The organism is Pseudactinotalea sp., assembly GCF_048594945.1.
In the GTDB taxonomy this organism is placed as follows: Bacteria; Actinomycetota; Actinomycetes; order Actinomycetales; family Beutenbergiaceae; genus Pseudactinotalea.
Genome location: NZ_JBMDXJ010000349.1, coordinates 1 through 3,847, shown reverse-complemented (window position 1 = coordinate 3,847; position 3,847 = coordinate 1). Strand labels below are relative to the sequence as shown.

The 3,847-nt window shown below is 63.5% G+C and carries 5 protein-coding genes; 2 read left to right on the top strand and 3 right to left on the bottom strand.

Annotated features, from left to right (window positions below; all coding sequences use genetic code 11):
* Positions 1-1,280 (bottom strand): site-specific integrase (locus ACOJSN_RS15760; RefSeq protein ID WP_420113442.1); only part of this gene is annotated, 1,280 nt, incomplete at its 3' end.
* Positions 1,281-2,351: 1,071 nt separating this feature from the next.
* Between ACOJSN_RS15760 and ACOJSN_RS15755 the strand changes: the two genes are divergently transcribed.
* Together ACOJSN_RS15755 and ACOJSN_RS15750 are read left to right on the top strand one after the other, a co-directional pair.
* Positions 2,352-2,750, top strand: a complete 399-nt coding sequence (locus ACOJSN_RS15755) for a VOC family protein (protein WP_420113441.1) — start codon at positions 2,352-2,354, stop codon at positions 2,748-2,750.
* A gap of 129 nt (positions 2,751-2,879) precedes the next feature.
* Positions 2,880-3,074: a hypothetical protein gene (locus ACOJSN_RS15750; protein ID WP_420113440.1), complete on the top strand. Its 195-nt coding sequence runs from the start codon at positions 2,880-2,882 to the stop codon at positions 3,072-3,074.
* Positions 3,075-3,200: 126 nt separating this feature from the next.
* On the opposite strand, the gene ACOJSN_RS15745 is transcribed toward ACOJSN_RS15750, so the two are convergent.
* The gene (locus ACOJSN_RS15745; protein WP_420113439.1) at positions 3,201-3,515 is read right to left on the bottom strand and encodes a hypothetical protein; all 315 of its coding nucleotides are present in this window, start codon (positions 3,513-3,515) and stop codon (positions 3,201-3,203) included.
* 10 nt (positions 3,516-3,525) lie between these two features.
* Positions 3,526-3,847: SOS response-associated peptidase family protein (locus ACOJSN_RS15740; protein ID WP_420113438.1), on the bottom strand; the 322-nt coding region annotated here is incomplete at its 5' end.

Genomic DNA, 3,847 nt, shown 5'->3' with positions numbered 1-3,847 from the left:
CGGTCGCCGACCTTGTGTTTCGCGATGTGGAGGTTCAGTGCGGTGATGACCACGCGGGGGAGTGGGATCGTCCTGTTGGACGCCCTGGTCTTCGGTGGTGCGAACGCTGTGGTGCCGCCCGTCTTAGTCACGAGTTGCCGGTCGACGGTGACCTCGGGACTCTTGCCGAGCATCCGCAGTCGGTCACGGGGGAGCCCGAGTACCTCACCTTGCCGCATGCCGGTGCCTGCCGCGACGATGACGAGCGCGCGCATGTCAGCGGGCAGACGCTCGATCACGGCATCCACCTGGGCGGTCGTGAGCGGCTGCACGCGGGCCTTGGACACCTCGGGGAGTGCGATACCGTCGCAGGGCGTGGAGGCGAGCGTACGGTAGCGCACAGCGGCCCTGAACACCGATGCGACGATGGTGTAGACGACGCCGACCGTCGCGGGGGCGAGCGCATCGCGTTTCCCGTCGATGCCTGCCGTGAGGCCCTTGACCCAGCCTTGCACTGTTGTTGTCAGAGTACGGCCGAGGGGGAGGTCGCCGAGGACAGGGTAGGCGTGGCGCTCGAGGTAGTCCTTGTAGAGCTTCGCCGTGGCGTCGCGGTGCACTTGAGCAACGAGCCAAGTGTCGGCGTACTCGCGGAACGTGAGGCGGCTTGCTTTCGGGTCGACGTACTGGCCGGTGACGATCGATGTCGCGACCTCATCGAGCCACCGCTGCGCGTCACGCTTGAGGTTGAAATGGCGGGCGTGTTCCTTGCCTGCGGCGTCGCGGTAGCGAGCACGCCAGACCCCGTCAGGGCGCTGCTTGATGCTCGCCATCGGCCGGCCCCTCCTTATCTGGGGCGAATGGGCAGACTTCAGGATGAACATGTCGTCGACCTCAGAGACCCAGAGATTCGCGAGCGTCTTCGGCTGCAGGTCGCGCGGCAGCTCATCCCATCGCGGATCATCCACAAGGCCGACCAGATTCGCGAAAGGCCAACCTGTCATCGGGTCGGGCACCTCGTCCCAATCAGGTTCCCAGTCTCGATGAAAGCGAGCCGATACCGCCTCAAGCCTTGAGGCGGCGCGGGCGACCTCGACAGCATGAAACGCCCAGACCGCGAGCCATCGGGTTGAGGGCGAATGGATGCCTCCAGTGGCGTCCATCGCGGTCTCGAGCGCTTCCATGAATTCGACCAGATCATCGTGGTCCGATGCTTCGGAGATCGCAGTATAGATGCCGCTCGCGTAGCTGTCGAGGCGCGACTTCGCCATGGTCGCATTCACTTCCTCGTCGTCGGGCGACATCTCATCATTTCGACGCTGACTCCCATCGTCTGAGCGATCACGAACGCCTCATCTAGGCGAACCGGACGCTCCCCGTCTTCGATGCGCTGGATCGTTGGCTGGTGGAACGGGAGACCCTGAGCAGCGAGTCTCTTCTCACGCACGACCCCCCGCTTTGCACTCCGGTGCAGGCGGGGGCGTCTTCGTCGTTCTACGGCTGTCGACGGGGATCGCGGCGTATGCCTCGGACTTCGATGAGAATCCATATGAGAGTCGCGAGGGTCAGCGTCGGGACGAGTACTTGGAAAACGAGAGTGCCACCGGTCATGCCGAACACCGTATCTGACCTCACGGTCGAGTGCGGGGCAATTCGTCGTTCTCATCGAGCACACGTCGACGGGCGCGGAACTCTTCGATCTCGGCCGCAGTTTGGACGTGCCGAGGGACTCAGGCGACGGGTAGGGGTTCGCCTCCAGCTTGACCACAATGGGCCGGATAGCTTCTAGCGTGACTGTTGCGATACCAGCAAGGACGACTGACCAGCCCACAGTGTCGAGAGACATCACGGAGCCGACTCGTTGCACCAGCCGTTCGAACTCCGTCTCTGGCGTCCCGAGGTGCACTCCTCCGTACGCGTGCGCGAATTGCCGGATCACCTCTTTGACGCTCACCGGGTCACCGAAAGAGTACGCGCCAGCAGATGCGAGAAAGGCTTCGAGGTCTCCGCTCTTCTCTCGTGGTTCGCGGGACGGGTTGCCGAACGCGATCGCTGGACGAAGCTTCGCGCCCGGCTCTTCGTGCGGTCGCTCGCGCGGAGTGAAGCGAAACACTGGCCCTGGAAGGTCGAGTCGCGCACGTGCTCGATGTAGAACCGGGCAAGGACTACGAGCGGGTCAGCTGACGCTAGACGGTTCGGACGGACAGCATCCGCCACCCGACAGGTACTTTCCCGGTCAGCGCGTCCATGTCATCGGCTTCGATCTCGCGGCTGCGGCCCCGACGCTCATACCGACCCTCGACGGTGCGCACACCGCCGGACCGCATCGTGACCGATGCCTGGACGAAACCCAACCTTGAGAGCAGGATGGCTTCATGACGCTAGGCGACTACCCGGTGAGGGCATCGATCGGTGTGACGGACATCAAGCGGTCTGCCTCTTTCTACGAGGACGTGCTGCGACTCGTACCCGCGAGCATCGGCCCGAGTGCCGGTATCGAAGGGGGTGCCCGTTTTTACGCATGCGGGGAGGGGACCATGCTCAACGTGTTCGAGACCCCTACCGCGGGATCGACGCACTCGACGGTTGCCACCTGGTACGTGGACGACCTCGATGCGATCGTCGCAGAGTTGACGGCGGCCGGCGCTGAACTTGTCCGCTACGAGGGTTTCGGTCAAGACGTTCGTGGGATCGGTCCCCGTGCTGGTGGTGGTCGCATCGCTTGGGTGGAAGATCCCGATGGAAACACTCTCGCGTTCGAGACCGACCACTAGTGTCGGGATGATCACTGGAATACGAGTGTGCCGGCGGTCATGCCGCACACCGTGTCTGCTCATCCCCTCTCTGTCATCATTGGCAGGTGGCGTATCCTGGGTCATCCACATCAGATGAAGGGGGCGCACATGGGATTTCTTGATGATGCGAAGGAGACGATCGGTGAGGCCGCGAAGCAGGCTGGCCGTTCTGTGGAAGACACCGTCGACCGAGTGAAGGACAAGGCCGACGAGGTGAAAGCCGAAGCCGACGTCAAGAAGGCCGAGGCAGAACGTGATTCGGTCAAGGCACGCAACGAAGCGAAGGAAGACCTTCGCGACTGAGCACTGAGAGAGCCCCCTTCTAACTTCGGCTGGGAGGGGGCTCTCACTCTATGCTGCCAAAGTTCCACCCTGAGCCGCATGCGAGTACAAGCTCCGTGGTTCGCAGGTGATGCGATTGGTAAGCGATCAGCCACCCTGACTGAACGTTGCTACAACGGCGACGATCGGCACCAGGCCGAGGACGACGCCGAGGACTCCGTACACCCTGAGGCGCGCGACTATGACCGCAGCGATACCGAGCAGCACAGCGACAACTCCGACAGGCAACGACGCGTAGTAGAACACGACCGCGGCGATGCTGGCGTCCGAAAGGCCTTGCCCCCCGGTGGCACCGCCAATGATCCAGAACGCGATGATCATCAGTGTGGCTACGGCGCCCACGATGATGGAGGCGATCGCGAGGCCACGGCGGGAGTTACTTCGCGCGGGAGTGGTGGTCATGCGGAGGAGCCTACTTGGTTGATGGCTCGATCACGGATGGGTCGGTCGTGTCGACGGTGCGGGAGTTGTTCACCTTGCGGTCGACGACGTGCTCGCGGATGCACGTGGCGACGTCGGCGCTGGCTCCGTCGAGGATGGTGAGCATCTCGTCCCGGCCGGACTTGTCGAGCTTCACCGGTTCCAGCCAGGAGTCCATCGCGTCGGGGGTGAGGAATGCGGGCATCCGGTCGTGGACTTCACCGGACGCGTCGCGGGCTTCGCAGGTGATGACGACCATGCACCGCACATGCTCACCCTTCACGTCCATGGACCAGGTGAGGCCAGCGGCGGCG